The sequence below is a fragment of the Achromobacter sp. FW305-C-30-7 genome (assembly GCF_058783105.1).
The window spans coordinates 196791-215456 of record NZ_JBYSYI010000001.1 but is presented as its reverse complement, the minus strand read 5'-3'; the positions used below and the strand labels follow the sequence as shown (position 1 = coordinate 215456).

At 67.8% G+C, this 18666-nt stretch carries 19 protein-coding genes and 1 riboswitch; of the genes, 11 read left to right on the top strand and 8 right to left on the bottom strand.

Translation table 11 applies throughout. From position 1 onward, the window contains the following. Positions 1 to 5: 5 nt before the first annotated feature. The 11 genes from AC3WOB_RS01100 (at position 6) to AC3WOB_RS01050 (ending at position 11083) form a co-directional block, all read left to right on the top strand. On the top strand, positions 6 to 680 hold the full coding sequence (locus tag AC3WOB_RS01100) for a 5-formyltetrahydrofolate cyclo-ligase (protein ID WP_492273936.1): 675 nt from the start codon (positions 6 to 8) through the stop codon (positions 678 to 680). A gap of 424 nt (positions 681 to 1104) precedes the next feature. Then, positions 1105 to 2538, top strand: a complete 1434-nt coding sequence (locus tag AC3WOB_RS01095) for a circularly permuted type 2 ATP-grasp protein (protein WP_492273935.1) — start codon at positions 1105 to 1107, stop codon at positions 2536 to 2538. A gap of 2 nt (positions 2539 to 2540) precedes the next feature. After that, positions 2541 to 3512, top strand: coding sequence for an alpha-E domain-containing protein (locus AC3WOB_RS01090; protein WP_013396803.1), 972 nt, complete (start codon positions 2541 to 2543; stop codon positions 3510 to 3512). 10 nt (positions 3513 to 3522) lie between these two features. Further along, on the top strand, positions 3523 to 4326 hold the full coding sequence (locus tag AC3WOB_RS01085) for a transglutaminase family protein (RefSeq protein ID WP_492273934.1): 804 nt from the start codon (positions 3523 to 3525) through the stop codon (positions 4324 to 4326). A gap of 55 nt (positions 4327 to 4381) precedes the next feature. Further along, the gene (locus AC3WOB_RS01080; protein ID WP_492273933.1) at positions 4382 to 5245 is read left to right on the top strand and encodes a proteasome-type protease; all 864 of its coding nucleotides are present in this window, start codon (positions 4382 to 4384) and stop codon (positions 5243 to 5245) included. Positions 5246 to 5467: 222 nt separating this feature from the next. Then, the gene (locus AC3WOB_RS01075) at positions 5468 to 6466 is read left to right on the top strand and encodes a tripartite tricarboxylate transporter substrate-binding protein (RefSeq protein ID WP_013396806.1); all 999 of its coding nucleotides are present in this window, start codon (positions 5468 to 5470) and stop codon (positions 6464 to 6466) included. 57 nt (positions 6467 to 6523) lie between these two features. After that, on the top strand, positions 6524 to 7291 hold the full coding sequence (locus tag AC3WOB_RS01070; RefSeq protein ID WP_492273932.1) for an IclR family transcriptional regulator: 768 nt from the start codon (positions 6524 to 6526) through the stop codon (positions 7289 to 7291). A gap of 294 nt (positions 7292 to 7585) precedes the next feature. Then, positions 7586 to 8038, top strand: a complete 453-nt coding sequence (locus AC3WOB_RS01065; protein WP_492273931.1) for a MaoC family dehydratase — start codon at positions 7586 to 7588, stop codon at positions 8036 to 8038. 23 nt (positions 8039 to 8061) lie between these two features. Further along, positions 8062 to 8919, top strand: a complete 858-nt coding sequence (locus tag AC3WOB_RS01060) for an HpcH/HpaI aldolase/citrate lyase family protein (protein ID WP_492273930.1) — start codon at positions 8062 to 8064, stop codon at positions 8917 to 8919. A gap of 2 nt (positions 8920 to 8921) precedes the next feature. Next, on the top strand, positions 8922 to 10079 hold the full coding sequence (locus AC3WOB_RS01055; RefSeq protein ID WP_013396810.1) for a CaiB/BaiF CoA transferase family protein: 1158 nt from the start codon (positions 8922 to 8924) through the stop codon (positions 10077 to 10079). Between the two features lie 29 nt (positions 10080 to 10108). Beyond that, positions 10109 to 11083 (top strand): Bug family tripartite tricarboxylate transporter substrate binding protein, encoded by a 975-nt coding sequence (locus AC3WOB_RS01050; protein WP_013396811.1) that lies wholly within the window; start codon positions 10109 to 10111, stop codon positions 11081 to 11083. A gap of 79 nt (positions 11084 to 11162) precedes the next feature. Here the strand turns inward: AC3WOB_RS01050 and metF are convergent, their stop codons facing one another. From metF to leuC, 8 genes are all read right to left on the bottom strand, one after another. Continuing rightward, entirely contained in the window at positions 11163 to 12011 is an 849-nt protein-coding gene (gene metF, locus AC3WOB_RS01045) for a methylenetetrahydrofolate reductase [NAD(P)H] (protein WP_492273929.1), read from the bottom strand. Next, positions 12011 to 12346 carry a phage holin family protein gene (locus AC3WOB_RS01040; protein WP_006389784.1) on the bottom strand — a complete coding sequence of 112 codons (336 nt, stop codon included), beginning with the start codon at positions 12344 to 12346 and terminating at the stop codon, positions 12011 to 12013. The genes metF and AC3WOB_RS01040 overlap by 1 nt, the downstream gene beginning before the upstream one ends. A gap of 120 nt (positions 12347 to 12466) precedes the next feature. After that, entirely contained in the window at positions 12467 to 13885 is a 1419-nt protein-coding gene (gene ahcY / locus AC3WOB_RS01035) for an adenosylhomocysteinase (RefSeq protein ID WP_013396813.1), read from the bottom strand. A 100-nt stretch (positions 13886 to 13985) separates the two neighbouring features. After that, a riboswitch (S-adenosyl-L-homocysteine riboswitch) is annotated at positions 13986 to 14120 on the bottom strand. A 35-nt stretch (positions 14121 to 14155) separates the two neighbouring features. Next, positions 14156 to 15262: a glycosyltransferase family 4 protein gene (locus AC3WOB_RS01030; protein ID WP_013396814.1), complete on the bottom strand. Its 1107-nt coding sequence runs from the start codon at positions 15260 to 15262 to the stop codon at positions 14156 to 14158. Between the two features lie 78 nt (positions 15263 to 15340). Beyond that, positions 15341 to 15577, bottom strand: coding sequence for a DUF1289 domain-containing protein (locus AC3WOB_RS01025; RefSeq protein WP_013396815.1), 237 nt, complete (start codon positions 15575 to 15577; stop codon positions 15341 to 15343). A 118-nt stretch (positions 15578 to 15695) separates the two neighbouring features. After that, complete coding sequence (locus AC3WOB_RS01020) at positions 15696 to 16583, bottom strand: alpha/beta fold hydrolase (protein ID WP_492273928.1); 888 nt, start codon at positions 16581 to 16583, stop codon at positions 15696 to 15698. Further along, positions 16580 to 17227 carry a 3-isopropylmalate dehydratase small subunit gene (leuD, locus tag AC3WOB_RS01015; RefSeq protein WP_492273927.1) on the bottom strand — a complete coding sequence of 216 codons (648 nt, stop codon included), beginning with the start codon at positions 17225 to 17227 and terminating at the stop codon, positions 16580 to 16582. Before leuD ends, AC3WOB_RS01020 begins: the two co-directional genes overlap by 4 nt. After that, the gene (leuC, locus tag AC3WOB_RS01010) at positions 17224 to 18645 is read right to left on the bottom strand and encodes a 3-isopropylmalate dehydratase large subunit (RefSeq protein ID WP_492273926.1); all 1422 of its coding nucleotides are present in this window, start codon (positions 18643 to 18645) and stop codon (positions 17224 to 17226) included. The genes leuD and leuC overlap by 4 nt, the downstream gene beginning before the upstream one ends. Positions 18646 to 18666 lie beyond the last annotated feature (21 nt).

Genomic DNA, 18666 nt, shown 5'->3' with positions numbered 1-18666 from the left:
ACCGCATGACTACGCAAAATACTCCAGAGGATACCGCAGTACAGCTACGCGCGCGATTGCGAAAACTGCGCGCCGAACTGCCGGAAGACCAGCGTAGCCGCGGCGGCCTGCTCATGCGCGCCCGCCTGTTCACCTGGCTGAACGTGGCGCGCGACGAAGCCGTGCGCGCCGGCCGCCCCGCGCCCGCGACCGTAGCCGCCTTCTGGCCCATGGCCGACGAGCCCGACCTGCGCCCCCTGCTCGAACAATGGGTCGAAAACGGCGTGGCGGTGGCGCTGCCCGTGGTGCGCGAACGCAACGCCCCGCTGGCCTTCCTGCCCTGGACGCCGGACGCCGAATTGCGCGCCGGCCCCTATGGCATCCAGGAACCCGTCGCGGGCCCCGAATTGCTGCCGGACGTGGTGCTGGTGCCGACCCTGGGCTACACCGAACAGGGCGACCGCCTGGGCTACGGCGGCGGCTATTACGACCGCACCCTGGCCGCGCTACGCGACCGCGGCCACCCGTTCATCGCCATCGGCATCGCCTGGAGCTGCGGCGAACTGGACGCCGGCCATGAACCCGCCGCGCACGACTTCCCGCTGGACGCGGTGCTGACCCAGGACGGCTGGGTGCCCCAGGCGCCGCTGGAACAAGGCGGCACGGGCGGCACCACCCTGCACAGCTTCCGCATGAACTGACGCACCAGCTTAGGCCCGCCAGCTTGCACCAAAACGGTGCATGACCTAACATAGCCTGCGAGGCCGGCCACGTCCCCGGCCCTATTACGCAGCACGTCGCGCACCTTGCGCGGCCCGTCTCGGCGGCGCCACCGCGCTGCCCCATCCGTTCCCCCTGGCCCAGCTTTTCCGCGCCAGCCCGACTGACCCCGTTCCACCCGCCAGCCCCGGCCAGTCCGCGCCTGGCGCTTGCGCCATCCCTGGCCTCAGCCGCCGCGGCGATGGCGCCGCAACGCCCTTCGGAGGATATTGGTCCCCAGGGGCGCGCCCCGCGCGTGCCAGCCAGGCTGGCACGCGTGTTGCTTAATCCTTTGCAACCGGCCGGACATCGGCCGGGCGGTTGTCGCGCGCGAGCGCGGCGGCCAGCACCTGTACCGGAGGAGCCATGAAGGACAGATCACCCCGTCCCGCCGCCTATGACGAAATGCGCGACAGCGCCGGCGGCATACGCTCCCATTGCCAAGCTTTCGAGCGCTGGCACGATGAGCAGTCCGCCCAGGCCATGGCCGCGCGCCGCCTGGAAGCGGACCTGAGCTTTCGCCGGGTGGGCATCACGTTCTCGGTGGCGGGCGACGCGGCCGGCACCGAACGGCTCATCCCTTTCGACCTGATCCCGCGCATCATCCCGGCCGACGAATGGCGCCTGCTGGAAGCCGGCCTGAAGCAGCGGGTGCGCGCGCTCAACATGTTCATTCACGACATCTATCACGGGCACGACATTGTGCGGGCCGGCGTCGTGCCTGCCGAACAGGTTTTCCTCAACGCCCAATACCGCCCCGAAATGCAGGACGTGGACGTGGCCGAGGACATCTACTGCCATATCGCCGGCGTGGACATCGTGCGCGCCGGCGCGGGCGAGTTCTATGTGCTGGAAGACAATCTGCGCGTGCCGTCCGGCGTGTCCTACATGCTGGAGAACCGCAAGATGTCGATGCGGCTGATGCCGGACGCCTTCAGCCGCATCAAGGTGGAACCGGTGGCGCATTACCCCGACCTGCTGCTGGACAACCTGCGCGAAGTGGCGCCGCACGGCGGCGACGATCCCACCGTGGTGGTGCTGACGCCAGGCATGTACAACTCGGCCTACTTCGAGCACGCCTTCCTGGCGCAGCAGATGGGCGTGGAACTGGTTGAAGGCCAGGACCTGTTCGTCGAGCAGAACACCGTCTACATGCGCACCACGCAGGGGCCCCGCAAGGTGGACGTGATCTATCGCCGCCTGGATGACGACTTCCTCGACCCGCTGTCGTTCCGCGCCGATTCCGCACTGGGCGTGCCCGGCCTGCTGTCGGTGTACCGCGCCGGCCGCGTCACGCTGGCCAATGCCATCGGCACCGGCATCGCCGACGACAAGTCCACTTACCTGTACGTGCCGGACATGATCCGCTTCTACCTGGCCGAGGAACCGATACTGTCCAACGTCCCGACCTGGCGCTGCAACCGGCCGGATGAACTGTCGCACGTGCTGGCCCACATGCACGAACTGGTGGTGAAGGAAGTCCACGGTTCGGGCGGCTACGGCATGCTGGTGGGGCCGTCGGCCTCGCGCGCCGAGGTCGACGCGTTCAAGGAGCGGGTGCGCGCCAATCCCGCCAACTACATCGCCCAGCCCACGCTGGCGCTGTCCACCGTGCCGACCTACGTGGAATCGGGCGTGGCGCCGCGTCACGTGGACCTGCGCCCCTACGTGCTGTGCGGCAAGGACATCCGCACCGTGCCGGGCGGCCTGTGCCGCGTGGCCCTGATCGAGGGTTCGCTGGTGGTCAACAGCAGCCAGGGCGGCGGCACCAAGGACACCTGGGTGCTGGAGGAGGACTGAACATGCTGAGCCGAACCGCAGACAATCTGTTCTGGATGTGCCGCTATACCGAGCGCGCCGAGAACACCGCCCGCATGCTGGACGTGAACCTGCAGATGTCGCTGCTGCCGCAGGACGCGCAGACGCGCGAAGGCTCGTGGCTGGCGGTGCTGCGCATCTCCGAGCTGCAAGGCCTTTACCAGAGCAAGTACGCCTCCATCTCGCCGCACGACGTGCTGCAGTACATGGTGCGCGATCCCGAGAACCCCTCATCCATCTATGCCTGCATGCGCGCCGCCCGCGAGAACGCGCGCGCCGTGCGCGGCAGCCTCACCACCGAGGTCTGGGAAACCTACAACACCACCTGGCTGGAACTGCTGAAGCATCTGCATACCGGTCTGCTGGAGCGCAACCCGGGCGAGTTCTTCGAATGGGTGAAGTTCCGTTCGCACCTGGCGCGCGGCGTCACCATCGGCACCATGCTGGAGGACGAGGCCCTGTACTTCCTGCGCATCGGCATGCACCTGGAACGCGCCGACAGCACCGCGCGCATGCTGGACGTGAAGTTCCACGAACGCAGCGCCAATGGCCAGGACGGCCGAACTGAGCCCGCCGGCGCGGCGGCGCTGCAAAGCGAGTTCTACCGCTGGTCGGCGCTGCTCAGTTCGGTATCGGGGCTGGAGATCTACCGCAAGGTGTATCGCGACGTCATCACCCCTGACCGCGTGGCGGAGCTGCTGATCCTGCACGGCGACATGCCGCGCTCGCTACTGGCCTCGATGCGCGCGGTGGCCGACGACCTGGCGCGCGTTTCCAACCAGCGCTCGACCGAAACTGAGCGGCGCGCCGGCATGCTGTGCGCGGAACTGCAATACGGGCGCGTCGAAGACATCCTGGACAGCGGCCTGCACCAGTACCTGGAGCGCTTCCTGGACCGCATCAACGATCTCGGCAACCGAATCAGCCAGGACTTCCTGGTGCCGCTGTCCGCCTAGGGAGACCGGAATGAAACAGATCATCACCCACCTCACGCACTACCGCTACACCGCGCCGGTCACCTACAGCATCCAGACCCTGCGCCTGACCCCGCGCGACGACGAGCACCAGCGCGTGCTGCGCTGGCACATCGAAGCGCCCGGCGCGCTGGACAAGCAGGTGGACGCCTACGGCAACATCACGCACACGCTGACGCTCAACCAGCCGCACAGCGACATCGAACTGCGCGTGGTCGGACAGGTGCTGGTGGCGCCGCTGGAACGCGGCCTGCTGGGCAGCGAGGACAGCCGCCTGCCGGTGCACGCTTATTGCGTGCAGACGCCGCTGACCCAAGCCGACGACACCGTCATGGCCTTCGTGCGCGAGGCGCTGCCCGCCGGCCTGAACACGCCCGACGACATCCTGGCCCTGGCTACCGCGGTCAGCGACCGCGTCGCGTACGAACCCGGCACCACCGATGTCACCACCGCCGCCAACCAGGTGCTGGCCATGGGCCACGGCGTCTGCCAGGACCATGCCCACCTCTTCCTGGCCTGCGTGCGCGGCCTGGGCGTGCCGGCCCGGTATGTCAGCGGCTACCTGTACACCACCGCCGAGCACGCGGCCAGCCACGCCTGGGCCGACGTCTGGCTGCCCGACGTAGGCTGGACCAGCGTGGACATCACCAACCGCCAGTTCGCCTCCGACTGCCACTGCCGGCTGGCGGTGGCGCGGGACTACGACTCGGCCTCGCCGGTGCGCGGCGTGCGCAGCGGCGGCGGCCAGGAATCCATGGAGGTCAGCGTGCAGGTCCAGACCAGCGCCCAGCAGTAACATCCCGCCGGCCGCGCCGCAATACAATGCAGCGTGGTTTTCCCAATTTCAGATCATGACCTACTGCGTCGCCGCCCGCCTTGATTCCGGCCTGGTTTTCCTGGCCGACTCCCGCACCAATGCCGGAGTCGACCAGATCAGCGTCTTCCGCAAAATGACCGTGTTCGAGCGCCCTGGCGACCGCGTGATGGTGCTGATGAGCTCCGGCAACCTGGCGGTCAGCCAGGCCGTGCTGAACGCGCTGGCGCGCCAGCATGACGAAGGCGGCGAAACCGTCTGGAACGCGCCCGACATGTTCGAGGCCACCCGCCGCGTCGGCGCCGCGGTGCGCGACGTCTATCACCGCGAAGCCCCCGCCCTGCGCGAGCAGGGCGTGGACTTCAACGTCAACCTGATCTTCGGCGGCCAGATCGGCACCGAGCGCTGCCGCCTGTTCCAGGTGTATTCGGCCGGCAACTTCATCGAAGCCGGCCAGGAGTGCCCGTACTTCCAGATCGGCGAAGCCAAGTACGGCAAGCCCATCCTGGACCGCGTGCTGCGTCCCGACACGTCGCTGGACGAAGCCGCCAAGTGCGCCCTGATCTCCATGGACTCCACCCTGCGCTCGAACATCTCGGTGGGCCTGCCGCTGGACCTGCTGGTCTACGACACGCATTCGCTGCGCGTCACGCACTTCGCCAGCATCGACGAGCACAACGAGTACTTCCGCATGATCCGCGGCACCTGGGGCGAACGCCTGCGCCAGGTCTTCGCCGAGATCCCGGACCCGCTGTGGACCCAGCCCCACTCGCCGGATTCGCTGGTGCCGCCCAGCCGCGTGCACCAGCCGCTGCGCGCGGAGCCGGTGGACGTGCCCGCGGCAAGCTATGCCGCGCCACAGGTGCTGGCAGAAGATCCGGGCAAGGATCAGGCGAACTAGGGGCACTGTTCACCTTCCGTTATCGAAAGCCCACAGGCAACAGCTTTGTTGCGGTGGGCTTTTGCACATGGATGATCGCCCTTCCGCGTAAACCCTCCTTTCCAGCAACCGAAGCCCGGCTTGCGGAACCGCGAATTCTCATCCGGGCGTGGGCGCGCCACACTGGTGTCCGGCCGTCATGCTTTGCCTTGGGGGCCTCGACAACACCACAAGGAGCGAGACATGCCCCCCATCTACGCGCGCGCGCTCAAGCGCGCGGCCTGGCCCGTGCTGGCCCTGTCCTGCCTGGTCTCTGGCAACGCCGGCGCACAAGGCGCCTACCCCAACCATCCCATTTCGCTGGTCGTGCCGTTCGCGGCGGGCGGGCCGACCGACGTCGTGGCGCGCAGCCTGGGCGCGTCCATGTCCAAGACGCTGGGCCAGAGCATCATCATCGAGAACCGCACCGGCGCGGGCGGCACGCTGGCATCGCAGCACGTGGCGCGCGCCGCGCCCGATGGCTATACCTTCCTGATCCACCACAACGGCATGGCCACCGCGCCGGCGCTGTACCGCAAGCTGTCGTTCAATCCGCTGACGGACTTCGCCTATGTCGGCCAGGTGGCCGACGTGCCGATGACGCTGCTGGGCCGCAAGGACCTGCCCGCGGATGGCATGAAGGACTTCATCAAGTACGCCAAGGAAAACGGCAACAAGATCAACCTGGCCAACGCCGGCCTGGGCGCGGTGTCGCAGCTCTGCGGCATGCTGCTGCAGGAATCGCTGGGCGTGCAGTTCACCACCGTGCCCTACGCCGGCACAGCGCCGGCCATGACCGCGCTGCTGGGCGGCCAGGTGGACGTGCTGTGCGACCAGACCACCCAGACCATTCCGCAGATCAAGGCCGAACGCGTCAAGCTATACGGCGTCACCACGCTGGACCGCATCAAGACCCTGCCCGATGCGCCGACCCTGCAGGAAAACGGCCTGAAGGACTTCGAGGTCAAGGTCTGGCATGGCGTCTACGCGCCCAAGGGCACGCCGCCCGAGGCCATCGCCAAGTTCAACGAGGCACTGCGTGCCGCGCTTAAGGATCCGGCCTTCACGCAGAAGATGGCGGAACTGGGCGCCGAGATCGTGCCGGAATCCAAGCAGACGCCGCAGGGCCTGCAGACCTGGCTGCAGTCCGAGGTCGACAAATGGGGCGGCATCATCCGCAAGGCGGGGGTGTACGCCGACTGACGGCACGGAGGGCGGCGGCGGTTGCCGCTGCCCGTTCATGAATATATATTCCCGTGCATGAGTACGAACGACGTAAAAAGCGCCAGGCGCGTCCTGGACATCCTGCAGTTCTTCGCCACGACGCGGGCGCCGGCCACGCTGTCGCAGATCTCGGCCGGGCTGGGCATCCCCAAATCCAGTTGCCTGGCCTTGCTGGACACCTTGGAAGGCGACGGCTACGCGCATCAGACCGCGGGCCGTTATTACCTCACGCGCCGCTGGCTGAACGAGGCCCGCACGGTCGCCGAGCATGACCAATTGACCACGCGCATCCGGCCCACGCTGGAAGCGCTGCGCGACGAGCTGGACGAGACCCTGATCCTGGCCCAACGGTCCGGCGACCAGGTGGTCTACCTGGACGTGGCCGAGCCCGAGCGCATCGTGCGTTTCACCGCCAGGGTCGGCCAACAGAAACCTCTGCATGCCTCCGCCTCCGGACGCGCGCTGCTGGGCGCCATGCCGCCCGCCGAGCGCGAAGCGCTGGCCACGCGCCTGCCCCTGGACCGCTACACCGGCAAGACGGTCAAGACACACAAGCAGCTGCTGCAGCTGATCGAAACCGAAGCCAGGCGCGGCTGGCACATCAATCTGGCGGAACATCAGGCCGACACCCTGTCGGTTGCCGCGCCGCTGGTGCTGTACGGCGCCGTGCTGGCGCTGGTCGTCGGCGCGCCGCTGGACCGCTCTGCCGCCAAGGCAGACCGCATCGGCCAGACCTTGCTTGCCGCCAGCCGCGAACTCACGCAACGCCTGGACAGCCCGGCGCCCGCCGCGCCTGCCTACTAAGGCCAGTCCCTAAAAAGGGACACTCCAAGCCCCGGCCTCCTCCCTGTCCCTGACATGGGACGGCCGCCCCCCCTTTCCTGCCCCCACGCCACGCGCTCTCCGCGTTGGTGGCGCGCGTCCGCGCCCGCCACCGCCGAAATGACTGCTGCGGGTTTACGCCAAGCAAAAACCATTGCTTGCCTCAGTTCATATCTATAAACTTTTGTTCAAGAATAAGAACGCGAGTCGGATTTACCGGCAGCGCGCTCTCGAAATCCGGGCCGCTCCCGGCGCTCCACACACGAAGGAAAGAATATGGCTGGCCTCTACTACGAACAGTTTTCGCCCGAACAGACGTTCGAACATGCCTGGACCCGCACCCTGACCGAAATGGACAACGTGCTGTTCAGTTCCCTGACGATGAACGTGCAGCCGCTGCACCTGGACGCGCACTTCGCGGCGCAGACGGAGTTCGGCAAGCCCCTGGTCAACAGCCTGTTCACGCTGGGCTTGCTGATCGGCATGACGGTCAACGACACCACCCTGGGCACCACGGTGGCCAACCTGGGCATGACCGACGTGAACTTCCCCAAGCCCGTTTTCGCGGGCGACACCCTGCACGTGCGCACCCGCGTGCTGTCGGTGCGCGAAAGCAAATCGCGCCCCAACGCGGGCATCGTCGAGTTCGAGCACACCGCGCTGAACCATCGCGACGAGGTGGTGGCCACGTGCAAGCGTTCGGCCCTGATGCGCAAGCGCCCGGCCTGAGCCTGCCGCCGCCCAGGAGGACCATGATGACCCGCTCCCTGTTGTTCGTACCCGGCGATTCCGGGCGCAAATTCGATCACGCATCCGCCAGCGCCGCCGATGCCCTGATCCTGGACCTGGAAGACTCCGTCGCCCCGGACCGGAAGCCAGCGGCGCGCGCGGAAGTCCGCGCCATGCTGGAGCGTGGCGCGCCGGCCAAGCAGCTGTGGGTACGCATCAACGCGCTCGACAGCGGCGACGCCCTGGCCGACCTGGCCGCGGTGATGCCTACCGCTCCTTACGGCATCGTGCTGCCCAAGTGCGCCGGCCGTGCCGACCTGCTGCACCTGTCGCACTATCTGGACGCTTTCGAGGCCGCCGCCAATACGGCGTCCGGCGCCACCCGCATCCTCGCCATCGTCACCGAAACCGCGCAATCCCTGTTCGGGCTGCACGACTACCGCGATGCCACGCCCCGGCTGTGGGGACTGTCCTGGGGCGCGGAAGACCTGGCCGCCGACGTCGGTGCGCTGCGTAACCGCGACGCGGGCCGCTACACGGAGCCCTTCCGCCTGGCGCGCTCGCTGTGCCTGATGTCCGCCGCGGCCGCCGGCGTGCGCGCGATCGACACGGTCTGCGTCGATCTGGACGCGCCCGATGTGCTCGCGGCCGAGGCCGGCGAGGCGTTCCGCGACGGTTTCGTCGGCAAGATGGCGATCCATCCGCGCCACGTCGATGCCATCAACGCCGCGCTGAGTCCAAACGACGGCCAGTTGCAGTGGGCCCGTGCGGTGATCGCGGCCTTCGCCGCAAACCCGGGCGCGGGGACCTTGCGGCTGGACGGCAAGATGATCGACCGCCCGCACCTGCGCCTGGCGCGCCGCCTGCTGGGGGAGGACTGACCATGCCCGGACCACTGCACGGCATACGCGTCATCGACATGACCAGCGTCGGCATGGGACCCATGGCCACCCAGATGCTGGGCGACATGGGCGCCGACGTGATCAAGGTGGAATCCGCCGAGGGCGACGTGTTCCGCCACGTCACGCCCCAGCGCCACGCCGCCATGAGCCATACCCATCTGAACCTGAACCGCAACAAGCGCAGCGCGGTGATCGATGCCAAGACCGCCGAAGGCCGCGCGCAGCTGGACGCGCTGATCGGCGGCGCCGACGTCTTCATCTCCAATATGCGCGCCCCAGCCATGCGCCGCCTGGGCCTGGACTACGCGACGCTGCAGCCCCGCTTTCCCGAGCTGGTCTATTGCGCCTGCTACGGCTATTCGGAGCAAGGCCCTTACGCCGGACGCGCCGCCATCGACGACACCATCCAGGCCGCGTCCGGCATGGCCTGGCTGCAGGGCGGCGCGGGCGCCGAGGCGCCGCGCTATGTCAACTCCGTGGTCGCCGACAAGGTCGTGGCGCTGTACGTGGCCAACGCCGTGACCAGCGCGCTGTTGGCGCGTGAACGCGGCGCGGGCGGCCAGGCCGTGGAAGTGCCGATGTTCGAATGCATGGTGGCCTTCCTGGCGCCCGAACATCTGGCCGGGCTGACCTTCGTGCCTCCCGAAGGGCCGGCGGGCTACACGCGCCTGCTCAACGAGTACCGCCGCCCCTTCCGCACCCAGGACGGCTACATGAGCGTGGTGCCTTACACCACGCCGCAATGGCAGCGCTTCTTCGCGCTGGCCGGCAACCCCGAGATGGCGCAGGACCCGCGCTACCTGACGCTCAACAGCCGCAGCAAGCATTTCCCCGAGCTGTACAGCTATGTCGAAAGCGTGTTGGGCACGCGCACCACCGCGCAATGGATCGAACTGCTGGCGAGCGCCGACATCCCCTACGCGCCGGTCAATGGCTTCGAGGAATTGCTGGCCGATCCGCACCTGCGGGCCACCGGCTTCTGGCATGAATCCGAGCACCCCACCGAAGGGCGCCTGATCCAGGCAGGCCTGCCAGTCAGCTTCAGCCGCACGCCGGCGGATATCCGGCGGCACCCGCCCGGACTGGGCGAACACACAGCCGAAATCCTGGCGGAAGTCCAGGCCGGCCGGGCCGCCTGAGCCCAGGTTCCAAGCACGAGGAGACAGACATGAAAAACAACATCCAATCCGCCCTGATCGCCGCCGCGCTGTGCCTGCCGTCCCTGGCAGGCGCGGCCCCCGGCTACCCGCAGGCGGACAAGCCCATACACTTCGTGGTCGGCTTTCCCGCCGGCAGCACCATCGACAACGTCTCGCGCGTGGTGGTCGACGATATCCGCGCCCGCAGCGGCGCGCAGATCATCGTCGAGAACAAGCCCGGCGCGCTGGGCGTGCTGGGCGTGGACACCGTGGCGCGCGCCGCGCCCGACGGCTACACCATGATGCCGAGTTCCAGCGCCACCAGTTCGTCCGGCCCCTACTTGTCCAAGGCCTTCCAGCGCTATGACGCCATGAAGGACTTCACCCAGGTGGGACGCGTGGTGCGCTTCGACGTGGTCATCGTCACCCGCGCCGCCGGCCAGCATGGCGATGCGCGCCAGCTGGTGGCGGCGGCCAAGGAGAAGCCAAACTCGGTGACCAGCGGCTATGGCTCGGGCACGGGTCAGGTCGTCGCGGCGGCGTTCAGCCGCGCTGCGGGCGCCGACGTGCTGGCCGTGCCCTATAAGGGCCAACCGGCAGCCATCACCGACCTGCTGGGAGGGCGTATCGATTTCGTGGCGGCCGACCTGGGGGCCGTGCTGCCCCAGATCCGCGCCAAGAACCTGAACGCCGTGGCCCTCGTTTCCAACAAGCGTTCGACCATCCTGCCGGCCGTGCCCACCGCCCAGGAACTGGGCATGGGCAGCCTGGACCTGACCGGCTGGATCGGCGTGGCCGGCCCCGGCGGACTGGCGCCCGAGGCCGCACAGTGGTGGTCCGAGCAACTGACGGCCACGATGCGCGAGCCCGCGATCCAGGAAAAGCTGCGCGCCATGGGCATGGAGCCCGATCTGGCCACGGGCGAACCGCTGCAGCAGTTCGTGCGGTCCCAATACGACGCTTGGGGCCAACAGATCCGGCAGGCGGGCATCCAGCCGGAGTAAGCGGCCAGCGCGCGCCCAAAGAAAAGCCCACCCTTGCGGGTGGGCTTGGCCTTTATGGCGGTTGCCAAACGCGCCGCCGCTATGCCTGCAGCGACAGTTCCTTCCACACGGCCATGGGCGCTTCCGCGTGGTTCAAAGTGTAGAAATGCACGCCCGGCGCGCCGTTGTCCAGCAGCGTCTGGCACAGCTCGGTCACCACGTCCACGCCGAAGGCGCGGATGGAAGCCTTGTCGTCGCCGAACTCGGCCAGGCGCAGGCGGATCCAGCGCGGCACTTCCGCGCCGCACATTTCCGAGAAGCGCAGCAGCTGCGTGTGGTTCGTGATGGGCATGATGCCCGGCACGATGGGCACGTTCACGCCCTTGGCCTGGGCCCGGTCGACAAAGTCGAAATAGGCGTCGGCGTTGAAGAAGTACTGCGTGATGGCCGCATCGGCGCCGGCTTTCACCTTGCTCACGAAATGGTCCAGGTCGGCCGAGGGGCTGGCCGCCTGGGGGTGCATTTCGGGATAGGCCGCCACTTCGATGTGGAACCAGTCGCCCGTTTCCTCGCGGATGAACGACACCAGCTCATTGGCGTAGCGCAGTTCGCCCGCATCGCCGCCCATGCCCGAGGGCAGGTCGCCGCGCAGGGCCACCACGCGCCGCACGCCGTCGTTCTTGTAGGCCTGGAGAATGTCCCGCAGGTCCTGGCGCGTGGCGCCGACGCACGAAAGGTGCGGCGCCGCCTCGCAGCCCAGGTTGCGCAGCGTGCGCACGGCGTCCGCCGTGCCGGCGCGCGTGGAACCACCCGCGCCGAAGGTCACGCTGACGTACTTGGGCTGGATGGCCAGCATCTGCTTGGCCGCGCGCACCAGCCGCTCTTGGCCGGCCAGATCGCGCGGGGGAAAGAATTCCAGGCTGAAGGCGGGAGTAGTCGAGTCAGACATCAGGGGATCAGTTTGGTAAGCAGGCCAGAGATGATGCTGTACAGGATTGCACCGCCCACGGCCCACCAGAACCCGTTGACCTGGAAGCCCTTCAGCACGGAGCCGACGAACCAGAACAACAAGGCGTTGATGACGATGAGGAAGAGACCGAGAGTGACGATCGTGATGGGCAGCGTCAGCAGCACCAGCACCGGCTTGACCAGCATGTTGACCAGGCCCAGCACCAGCGCGGCGATGAGCGCCGATCCGAAGCTGGCCACGGTGATGCCGGGCAGCAGGTAGGCAACGGCCAGCAAGGCCACCGCGTTCAGGATCCAGACGAGTATCAAGGCCATGTTCGATCTCCTGTTGTGAGCCTGCCGGCCCTACCGCGGCGATACGTTCGCGGCAGGGATCCTGCAGGCCGGAAAGCCCGCGCCGACGTGGCGCGGCACTTCCCTATTTTGCTACAACCATCAATAGCGGTAGTGCTCGGGCTTGTAGGGGCCTGCCACCGGCACGTTGATGTAGTCGGCCTGGTCCTGGCGCAGGGTCGTGAGCTTCACGCCCAGCTTCTTCAGGTGCAGGCGGGCGACCTTCTCGTCCAGGTGCTTGGGCAGCACGTAGACCTGGCCCGAGGTGTAGGCTTCGTTGCGCGTGAACAGCTCGATCTGGGCGATCGTCTGGTTGGCGAACGAGGACGACATCACGAACGAGGGGTGGCCGGTGGCGCAACCCAGGTTCACCAGGCGGCCCTGGGCCAGCAGGATGATGCGCTTGCCGTCCGGGAAGATGACGTGGTCGACTTGCGGCTTGATTTCTTCCCACTTGCAGTCGGCCAGGCTGGCGACGTCGATCTCGTTGTCGAAGTGGCCGATGTTGCACACGATGGCCTGGTCCTTCATGGCGTTCATGTGCTCACGCGTGATGACGTGGTAGTTGCCGGTGGCCGTGACGAAGATGTCACCGTGGGCGGCGGCCTCTTCCATGGTCACGACCTTGAAGCCTTCCATGGCGGCCTGCAGGGCGCAGATCGGATCGACTTCGGTGACCCAGACCTGGGCGCGCAGCGCGACCAGCGCCTGGGCGCAGCCCTTGCCCACGTCGCCGTAGCCGGCCACGACGGCAACCTTGCCGGCGACCATCACGTCAGTGGCGCGCTTGATGCCGTCGACCAGCGATTCGCGGCAGCCGTACAGGTTGTCGAACTTGGACTTGGTGACCGAGTCGTTGACGTTGATGGCGGCAAAGGCCAGCTCGCCCTTCTGCGACATCTGGTACAGGCGGTGCACGCCGGTGGTGGTTTCTTCCGTCACGCCCTTGATCAGGGCCAGGCGGGTCGAGTACCACTTGGGATCGCGCTTGAGGGTTTCCTTGATGGCGGCGAACAGGATGCGCTCTTCGTCGCTGCCCGGGTTGGCCAGCACCGAGAGGTCCTTTTCAGCCTTGGTGCCCAGGTGCAGCATCAAGGTGGCGTCGCCGCCGTCGTCGAGGATCATGTTGGCGTTTTCGCCATTGGGCCATTCGAAGATCTTGTGGGTGTACTGCCAGTACTCTTCCAGCGTTTCGCCCTTGACGGCGAAAACCGGCGTGCCCGACGCGGCGATGGCGGCGGCGGCGTGGTCCTGCGTGGAGAAGATGTTGCATGAGGCCCAGCGCACTTCGGCGCCCAGCGCCACCAGCGTTTCGATCAGCACGCCGGTCTGGATGGTCATGTGCAGGCTACCGGCGATGCGCGCGCCCTTGAGCGGCTGCTTGGCGGCGAATTCCTCGCGGATGGCCATCAGGCCGGGCATTTCGGTTTCGGCGATGGCGAGTTCGCGGCGGCCCCAGCCGGCCAGCGACATGTCGGCGACGAGGTAGTCGGAGAAGGATTTATCGGTCACAGCATTCATGGTGTGTAGGCTCCACGTGAAATACGAACGGCGCACGATATGGCCGGACAACGCGAAGACACCACGATGGTCGAGTGCTCGCCTTTCCCGCCATATGCGACAAAGGTGAGCGCCGTTGCTGTAGCGCCGCGCAAGGCGCGCCGCTTGAACAAGGATTCCTGAGCCTGGCGAGCCTGGTTCCGCAGCCGTACAAGCTGGCGGGAACCGCAGGGTCGTCGCAACGCTCCTCAGGATTGCCGGGCATTGTACCCGGGAACCGTGCGCCAGGGATCAAACCCCTGGCTCCCTGGCGGGCATTTCGCCGCCAGGCCGCCTCGCCAGCGCGGCCCCTTCGGGCACGCACGATACCTCCGCGTGTTCCACGCCACGGGCGCTCCCGTCCAAGGGCACCAGTGCAGCCAGCAGGGTCGAGGCAACCGAGTCCCAGCTGCGCGTCAGCGCATGTTCGCGCACCGCGTGGCGGTCCAGCGACAGGGCCGCGCGGCAGGCGTGGGCCAGGTCCTCGTCCAGGAATCCGGTGACGCCCTGGGCCACCACCGCCAACGGCGCCTCGCTGCGGAAGGCGGCCACCGGCGTGCCGCAGGCCATGGCCTCCAGCATGACCAGGCCGAAGGTGTCCGTCAGGCTGGGAAACACGAAGACGTCGGCGGATCCATAAAGCGCTGGCAGCGCTTCGTCATGCCGCATGCCCAGGAAGACAGCGCCGGGAAAGCGCTTCTTCAACCGCGCCTCATCCGGCCCCGCGCCCACCACCACCTTGCTGCCGGGCAGATCCAGCGACAAGAAGGCGTCCAGGTTCTTTTCCCGCGCCACGCGGCCCACGCTCAGGAATACGGGACGGGGCAGATCGGGGAAGGCCTGGTCGGCGCCCGGTTGGAACTTGCGCGGGTCCACGCCACGCGACCAGATCTGCAAGTTCGCCAGGCCGCGCCGCGCCAGCACGTCGCGCACCGTGGGGGTGGGCACCAGCACGCGCTGCGAGGGCCGGTGGAACCAGCGCAGATAGCGCCACGGCAAGGCCGCCGGGATGCCCATGCGCGCCTGCAGGTAGTCCGGGAACATGGTGTGGAACGAGGTCGTAAAGCGCCAGCCCCGCGCCAGCGCCATGCGGCGCGCGGCCAGGCCCAGCGGACCTTCGGTGGCGATGTGCAGGGCGTCGGGCACGATATCGCCCAGGATGCGGCGCAATTGGCGGCCGGGCTGCAGACACAGCCGCAGGTCCGGCTCGGAGGGCGCCGGCACGGTGCGGCTGCCCTGCGGGTTCACCACGATCAGCTCGTGGCCCCATTCGCCGAGGATCTGCTGCATGGTCGTCCAGGTGCGGACGACGCCATTGACTTGCGGATGCCAGGCATCCGTGACCAGGACGATGCGCATGATGGAGCCGGAAGTGGGCAATAGCGCGATTTAGCCCGCGCCATGTGACATGCCCAAGACGGCCTGCGCGGCCGGGTGCTAGTTGTTGCGGCGGGGATACCCTTGCGCCGTGATGCGCACCCAGACTTCGCGCTTTTCCTCTTCCGTCATGAAGACCCAGTTGGCGACTTCCATGGCCGTGCGGCCGCAGCCGCGGCAGATGTCGTCAAACAGGGTGGAGCAGACCGCCACGCAGGGGGAATCCGTGGCTTTGAAGGCGCGTTGCGCGTCTTCGGGCTCGGGAATTTTGGAGAGGTCGACGTGGTGCTGATTCATTGGGCCTAGGTTAACACCCGGAGTGCGTCCCCTTTTAGAAGGCCCTATGTCCTGCCCGGACTTCAACATCTGTCCGCGCCCGCGGTGCTAAGCGCGGGCACCAGGCTCGCAGAGCGCGTCAGCGCCAGCCGAAAAACTCCGCCGCCTGCGCCAGCAGGGCGTCCGGGCACTCTTCGGCCAGATAGTGCGCGCCCGGCAGCGGACCGCCGGACACGTCCTCCGCCACCGCCCGCCACAGCGCCAGCACGTCGAAATTCCGGCCTACCGCGCCGCGCTCGCCCCACAGCGCCCGCAAGGGCATGCGCAGGCGCTCGCCAGCGGCGCGGCCGGCGCGGTCGTGCTCCAGGTCCAGCGTGGCGGAAGCGCGGTAGTCCTCGCAGAGGCCGGTGGCCCAGCCGGGCAGGCGCGCGGCGCGCTCGTATTCGGCCATGGCCTCGGCGGAAAAGTGCGCCAGCCCGCCGGGCCGTCCACCCATCACGGAACGCAGGTAGAACACCGGGTCGCGCTCGATCATGGTTTCGGGCATGGGCGCAGGCTGGATCAGCCAGAACCAGTGGAAATAGGCCTGGGCGAAGGCGCGCGTGGTGCCTTCGTACATGTCCAGCGTGGGCGCGATGTCCAGCAGCATCATGCGGCTGACGGCGGCGGGATGATCCAGCGCCAGCCGGTGCGCCACCCGCGCGCCGCGATCGTGCGCCAGCACCTCGAAGCGCTCGTGACCCAAGGCGCGCATCAACCCGATCATGTCGGCCGCCATCGCGCGCTTGGAATGCGCCGAATGGTCCGCGGACGCAGCAGGTTTGTCGCTGTCTCCGTAGCCGCGCAGGTCTGCCGCCACGCAAGTGCGGTGGCGGGTCAGCTCCGGCCAGACGCGGTGCCAGATGGCGTGGGTCTGGGGATGTCCATGCAGCAACAGCAGCGGCGGGCCCGAACCGTCGACACGCGCGGCGATCTCTATGCCATTGGCGGCGATGCGGCGTACGGGCAGGTCAAAAAATGCGGTCATACGGCCTCTCGGTCCAGGCGGTCGCGCACGCGGCGCGCCAAGTCTTTCATCCAGGGATGCCGCGCCCAATGGCGGGCCTCGAAACGTTCCACTTCATCCAGCTGCTGCAATGATGCGCCCACCATGTCCTGCCCCTGGACGTACATGCGGCGCTGCCGCTCGGGCAGCGTGAACGTCGCCGTCCAGCCGTCCGCCGCGACGACGCGCCCGGCCGCCACGTCGATGCCGAGACGGTTGGTATCCGCATTGGACACCCGCGCGAGCAAGGCGTCGATCTCGGCCGGCGCCAGGCTGATCAGCAACAGGCCATTGTTGACCGCATTGAAGTAGAAGATCTCGCCGAAGCTGGGCGCGATCACGGCGCGGATGCCGAACTGCTGCAAGCCCCACACCGCATGCTCGCGGCTCGAACCGCAGCCGAAGTTCGGCCCCGCCACCACGATGGACGCGCCGGCATAGGCGGGCTGGTTCAGCACGCAATCGGACCTGGGCGCGCCGCTGGCGTCAAAGCGCAGGTCATGCAGCAAGCCCCGGTCCAGCCCCGCCTTGTCGATGATGCGCAGGAACTGCTTGGGCATGATCTGGTCGGTGTCCAGATTGGAAAAAGGCAGCGGCGCGGCGACGCCGGCTATGGTTGCGGTCATGCGTGTTGCTCCCAGGCGCGAATGTCGACGATGCGGCCGGCCAGCGCGGCGGCGGCGGCCATGGCCGGACTCATCAGGTGCGTGCGGCCCGCGCGCCCCTGCCGGCCTTCGAAATTACGGTTGGTGGTGGAGGCGCAGCGCTCGCCAGGGCTGAGCACGTCGTCGTTCATGGCCAGGCACATGGAACAGCCGGGCTGGCGCCATTCGAAGCCGGCCTCGATCAATTGCGCGGCGATGCCCTCGGCTTCGGCCTGCGCGCGCACCGCGCCCGATCCGGGCACCACCATGGCCCGCACCCCCGCGGCCACCTTGCGGCCGCGCACCACGGCTGCTGCCGCGCGCAGATCCTCGATGCGTCCGTTGGTGCAGGAGCCGATGAACACGCGGTCTATTGGCAGGCCGGCTATCGGCGTGCCCGGGGTCAGGCCGATGTAGTCCATGGCTTTTTCCAGCGCCAGGCGCGCCAGCGCGTCGGGCTCGGCCTGCGGGTCCGGCACCACGCCGTCCACCGGCATGGCCTGGTCCGGGCTGGTGCCCCAGGTGACGAAGGGCGCGATCGCGCCGGCGTCCAGCGCGTGCTCCACGTCGAACACTGCGTCCTCGTCCGAGCGTAGCGTGGCCCAATAGGCGCGGGCCTGGGCCAGCGTCTCGCCTTGCAGTTCGGGCGCGTGCGCGGCGACGTAGGCCTCAGTGGTGGCGTCCGGCGCGATCAGCGCGGCGCGAGCGCCCGCCTCCACCGTCATGTTGCACAAGGTCATGCGAGCCTCGGCGGACAGCGCGGCTATCGCCTCGCCACAGAACTCCACCGCGTGGCCGCGCGCGCCCTGCGCGCCGATGCGATGCACGATGCAGATCACCAGGTCCTTGGCGGTGACGCCGGCCGGCAGCGCGCCGTCGACGCGGATGCGCATGTTGCGCGCCACGCGGTACGCCAGCATCTGCGTGGCCAGCACGTGTTCGACTTCGGATGTGCCGATGCCGAAACCCAGCGCGCCCAACGCGCCGTAGGTGGTGGTGTGGCTGTCGCCGCACAGCACCACCATGCCCGGCAGGATCATGCCGTGCTCGGGCGCGATCACATGTTCGATACCTTGCAGCGGGTCGGTGGTGTCGAACAACGCAATGCCCTGTTCGTCGCAATTGCGCTTGAGGTTGAGCGCCTGGCGCGACGAGGCATCGTCGGCGATCACGCGCAGCGCCGACGGCACCGGATGCGTGGGAATGATGTGGTCCACCACCGCCATCTGCTGCCCGGGACGCAGCACACGGCGGCCGCGCGCGGCCAGGCCGCTAAAGGCCTGCGGGCTGGTGTACTCGTTCATGATGTGCAGGTCGACGTAGAGCAGGATGTGCTCCGCGTCGATCCGGGCCACCTCATGGCTGGCCACCAGTTTGTCGTACAGCGTCATGCCGGGCATGTCTTGCGTCCTTCGTAGTTG